This is a genomic window from Streptomyces phytophilus (genome assembly GCF_013870535.1).
Taxonomy (GTDB): Bacteria; Actinomycetota; Actinomycetes; order Streptomycetales; family Streptomycetaceae; genus Streptomyces; species Streptomyces phytophilus.
This window is the reverse complement of sequence record NZ_JACBXC010000405.1, coordinates 1-4,782: the sequence shown is the minus strand read 5'-3', so window position 1 is coordinate 4,782 and position 4,782 is coordinate 1. Positions and strand designations below refer to the sequence as shown.

The following is a 4,782-nucleotide window of genomic DNA, read 5'->3' as shown; positions in this document are numbered from 1 at the left end:
GGGTACTCATCGGTCCCGGTACTCCCCGCCGACCTCCTCGGCCAGTTCCTGGGAGTTCGCCAGCGCGTCCTCGACGGACTGCTTGCCCGCGATGGCCGAGCTGATCTCCTGGGAGACCTTGGTGCCGAGGTCGGAGAACTCGGGGATGCCGACGAACTGGATGCCGGGCGCGGGCCGCGGCTGCGTGCCCGGATCCCGCGGGTCGGCGCCCTCGATCGCCTCACGGGTGATGTCGGCGAAGGCGCCCGCCGCCTTCAGGTAGTCCGGGTTCGAGTACGTCGACGCGCGCTTGCCGGCGGGCGCGTTGGCCCAGCCCAGCTCCTTGCCGACCAGCTCCTCGTACTCCTTGCTCGACGCCCAGGAGATGAACTTCCAGGCGCTCTCCGGCCGTTCGGACGCCTTCTGCACGCCCCACGCCCAGGTGTAGAGCCAGCCGGAGGACTCGGTCCTGTCGACCGGGGCCGGCGCGTAGCCGATCTTGCCGCGGACGGGGGAGTCCTCGGCCTCCAGCGAACCGGTGGCCGCGGTGGCGTCGTACCACATGGCCGTCTTGCCCTGGGTGAGGTTGTTCAGGCACTCGGCGTACCCCGACTGGGCCGCGCCGGCCTCGCCGTGCTCGCGTACGAGGTCGACGTAGAACTTCACCGCCTCGGTGAACTCCGGCGAGTCCAGCCGCGCCTCCCAGTCCTCGTCGAACCAGGTGCCGCCCATGGTGTTGACCACGGTCGTCAGCGGCGCGATGACCTCGCCCCAGCCGGGCAGGCCGCGCAGGCAGATGCCCTTCATCCCCGGCTCGGCGCCGTCCGCCTCGGCGGCGAGGTCGGCGACCTGCTGCCAGGTGGGCTTGTCGGGCATCTCCAGGCCGTTCTCGGCGAAGACGTCCTTGCGGTACATGAGGAACGACGACTCGCCGTAGAACGGCTCGGCGTAGAGCTTGCCGTCCTCGGCGGTCAGCGACTCGCGCATCGGCGCGAGGACGTCCTCCTGGTCGAACTCCGCGTCGTCCGCGGCGTACTCGTCGAGCGGCAGCAGCCAGTCGTTCTCGGCGTAGAAGGGGACCTCGAAGTTGCTGATCGTGGCCACGTCGTACTGGCCCGCCTGGTTGGCGAAGTCCTGGCTGATCTTGTCGCGGACCTCGTTCTCCGGCAGCACGGTGAAGTTCACCTCGATGCCGGTCTTCTTCGTGAAGTGCTTGGCCGTCAGCTTCTGCAGCTCCACCATCTGCGGGTTGTTGACCATGACGACGTTGACGGAGTCGTCGCCCCCGGAGCTGCCGCCGCCCCCCGCGCCGCTGCACGCGGCGAGCAGGGCCGCGGCGGTGGCCACGGGCACGAGGGTGCGGATGGTGCGCTTGCTGCGGGTCGGAGTGAGCATCGCATGCTCCCAAAGAGGGTCGGGGGCGGGAATCGGGGCGTGCGGAGCCGGGCCACCCGGTCTGCTGCCGGTCCGGGAAGGCGTTGGCGTACGGCGGGGTATGGGATGTGGTGTGCGGCTTGCGGAACGGGAGCGGGGCCGGTCAGGTGCGGATGACCTGCGGGCCCAGCAGCGAGTAGCGGTGGGCTTCCGCGGCGGGCAGCCCGGTGTCGGTGATGATCACGTCGAACTCCGAGACCTCCGCGAAGCGGCAGAAGCTCACGGCACCGAACTTGGTGTGGATCCCGGCGAAGACCTTCCGCCGGGCCACGCGCATCGCCTGCGCCTTGACCTCGCTGACCGCCGGGTCCGGGGTGGTCAGCCCGTAGGCGCGGGAGATGCCGTTGGCGCCGACGTACGCCAGGTCGATGACGAAGCCGGCGAGCATCCTGGTCGTCCAGTGGTCCACGGTGGCCAGGGTGCTGCCGCGCACCCGGCCGCCGAGCAGTAACACCGTGACCCGGTCGTCCCCGGCCAGCGCGCTCGCGGTGGCGAGCGAGGCCGTGACGATGGTCAGCGGTCGGGGCCGCGGCAGCGCCTCGGCGATGAGCTGGGGGTTGAAGCCTTCGTCGATGAAGACCGTCTCGGCGTCGCCGAGCAGCTCCGCCGCCGCGGCGGCGATGCGCGACTTCTCCGGCACGTGCATGGTCGTGCGGTAGGCGAGCGTGGTCTCGAACCCCGCGCTCTCCACCGGGTACGCGCCGCCGTGCGTGCGCCGGACGAGCCCGTGGTCCTCCAGGAGCGTCAGGTCACGCCGTACGGTCTCCCTCGATACGCCCAGGTCGGCGGCCAGCTTGGCGACGTCCACCTTGCCGGCGCGCCGGGCGGTCTCCAGGATGACCCGCCTGCGTTCTTCTCCGTCCACGACGACCACCTGCCTTCGCGGTTTGGCTGTGGGGGGTGCTGCCTCGGTCGCGAAGCCCTGCCCGTTCGGGCTTCCGAAGGCATTTCTACCGGCGGCCGAACCCACCGGCCAGGCTTCATGCAGCGCACGTCGTGACCGACTGTGCCCGCTTTCGCCGCCGTATCGCCGCTGGGGAGCGGCAGTCGGCCGCTTTCGCCGCCCGTCGGGCGTGCCCGCCCCGGCCAGGACGCGTGACCGTTCGGTGCCCGCTTGGGCAACGGGCGTGGGTTCGGGCCCCCTTCGCTTCGGAACCTGAACGCAGCGGGATCCGCCGGATCCATTGACTGCGCCCGCGCGAAGGAGTTCACTTTCGCACCGAAACAGGTCTGGACCAAGCTCGATACCCGGCTGACCAGTCGGGACGCCCGCCACCCGCGGGCGTACCCCGGTCGGCAACCCCCCACCAGAGGATCGAGGCGCACCTTCATGACATCACGGAGCAAACGGCGCCGCCGTACGCCCGCCGTCCTGCTGCTCGCGGCCGTCTGCGCCGGACTGAGCTGGACACCCGGCTCCGCCGGCGCCGCACCGGACGGCCCCCAGGCTGTGACCTTCGAAGACAACTTCGACGGACCCGCGGGTTCCGCCGTCGACGGCGGCAAGTGGCTGATCGAGACCGGCGACAACGTCAACAACCACGAGCGGCAGTACTACACGCCGGGCAACGCCAACGCCGCGCTCGACGGCCAGGGCAACCTGGTGATCACCGCGCGCAAGGAGAACCCCGGCGACTACCAGTGCTGGTACGGCCGGTGCGAGTACACCTCCGCCCGGCTCAACACCTCCGGCCGCTTCACGACCACGTACGGGCACGTCGAGGCGCGCATGAAGGTGCCGCGCGGGCAGGGGATGTGGCCGGCGTTCTGGATGCTCGGCGACGACATCGGCCAGGTCGGCTGGCCCGCCAGCGGCGAGATCGACGTGATGGAGAACGTCGGCTTCGAGCCGAACACCGTGCACGGCACCATCCACGGGCCGGACTACTCCGGCGCCGGCGGCATCGGGGCCGGCTACTCGCTGCCCGGCGGCGAGGCGTTCGCCGACGGCTTCCACACCTTCGCCGTCGACTGGTCGCCGAACGAGATCACCTGGTCCGTCGACGGCAACGTCTACCAGACGCGGACGCCCGCGGACCTCGGCGGCAAGCAGTGGGTCTTCGACAAGCCGTTCTTCCTGATCCTCAACCTGGCGGTCGGCGGCTACTGGCCGGGCGACCCGGACGGCAGCACGTCCTTCCCGCAGCAACTCGTCGTCGACTACGTGCGGGTCACCACGCCCGACGCCGCGCAGTGACGCGGCACGCCTACGTGTCGTAGCTCTGGATCCGGCGGCCGTGGCCGCGCTCGGTCAGCGCCGCGAGGCGCGGGGCGAGTTCGGCCGCGACCGCCGCCACGTCCACGGTCAGCAACCGCCGGTCGCGCATGAGGACCCGGCCGTCGACGACGGTCGTGCGCACGTCGCCCGCGCGGGCGCTGTGCACCAGGGTGGCGGCGAGGTCGTGCACGGGCTGGGTGTGCGGCCCGGTCAGGTCGACCAGGATCACGTCGGCCCGGCGGCCGGGGGCCAGCGAGCCCACCCGGTCGCCGAGGCCGACGACGCGCGCGCTCTGAGTCGTCGCGTGGTGCAGCACCTGGCGGGCGGTGGCCCAGGTGGCGTCCCGCTCGGCCGACTTCTGCACCAGCGCGGTCAGCGCCATGCTCTCCCACACGTCCAGCGTGTTGTTCGACGCGGCCCCGTCCGTCGCCAGGCCCACCGGCACGCCGGCCTCCTGCAGCGCACGCACCGGCGTGGGATCCCAGCCGAACTTCAGATAGCCCCGCGGCGCGGTCGCCACCCCGGCGCCCGGCGCCCGGCCCAGCAGCGCGATGTCGGCGCCGGTCAGCCCGGTGCCGTGGGCGATCAGCACGTCGGTGTCGAGCAGCCCGCAGCGCTCCAGCACCTCGATGGGCGTGCGGCCGTGCCTGGCGAGGCTGGTCTCGGTCTGCTCCCGGTTCTCCGCGGCGTGCAGATGGACCAGCAGGCCGTGCTCCCGCGCGAGCCGGGCCGTGGCCGCGAGGTCGGCGTCCGTCACGGTGTACGGCGCGTGGGGCGCCAGGCACGTGGTGATCCGCCCGTCCGCGTCCCCGGCGCGGCGCAGCGCGAACTCCAGCGACCGCTCGCGGCCCCCGGCGCCCTGGGAGGAGAAGTACGCCAGGCCCAGCACCGCGCGCAGCCCGGTGGCCGCGACCGCGTCGGCCACCCGGTCCATGGCGAAGTAGTGGTCGGCGAAGGCCGTCACGCCGCCGCGGATCATCTCCGCGCAGGCCAGCAGCGCGCCCAACTCGACGTCCCGGTCGGTCAGGTTGCTCTCCACCGGCCAGATCCAGTCGTTGAACCACTCCTCGACCGGCACGTCCTCGGCGAAGCCGCGCAGGAAGACCATCGGCGCGTGCGTATGGCAGTTGATCAGGCCCGGCATCGCGACC

4 protein-coding genes are annotated in these 4,782 nt (G+C 71.8%); 1 reads left to right on the top strand and 3 read right to left on the bottom strand.

Annotated features, from left to right (window positions below):
* Positions 1-6: 6 nt before the first annotated feature.
* Positions 7-1,374, bottom strand: coding sequence for an ABC transporter substrate-binding protein (locus H5J30_RS17930; protein WP_181788427.1), 1,368 nt, complete (start codon positions 1,372-1,374; stop codon positions 7-9).
* A gap of 142 nt (positions 1,375-1,516) precedes the next feature.
* A complete protein-coding gene (locus tag H5J30_RS17925; protein WP_181788426.1) occupies positions 1,517-2,278 on the bottom strand; it encodes a DeoR/GlpR family DNA-binding transcription regulator in 762 nt (253 codons plus the stop codon).
* A 465-nt stretch (positions 2,279-2,743) separates the two neighbouring features.
* Between H5J30_RS17925 and H5J30_RS17920 the strand changes: the two genes are divergently transcribed.
* Complete coding sequence (locus tag H5J30_RS17920) at positions 2,744-3,610, top strand: glycoside hydrolase family 16 protein (RefSeq protein WP_220189050.1); 867 nt, start codon at positions 2,744-2,746, stop codon at positions 3,608-3,610.
* Between the two features lie 10 nt (positions 3,611-3,620).
* On the opposite strand, the gene H5J30_RS17915 is transcribed toward H5J30_RS17920, so the two are convergent.
* Positions 3,621-4,782 (bottom strand): amidohydrolase (locus H5J30_RS17915; RefSeq protein ID WP_181788425.1); only part of this gene is annotated, 1,162 nt, incomplete at its 5' end.

What these genes read in the sequence shown, in the direction of transcription:
- H5J30_RS17930 (WP_181788427.1), bottom strand. Translation starts at nt 1,374, where the DNA reads ATGCTCACTCCGACCCGCAGCAAGCGCACCATCCGCACCCTCGTGCCC.
- H5J30_RS17920 (WP_220189050.1), top strand. Translation starts at nt 2,744, where the DNA reads ATGACATCACGGAGCAAACGGCGCCGCCGTACGCCCGCCGTCCTGCTG.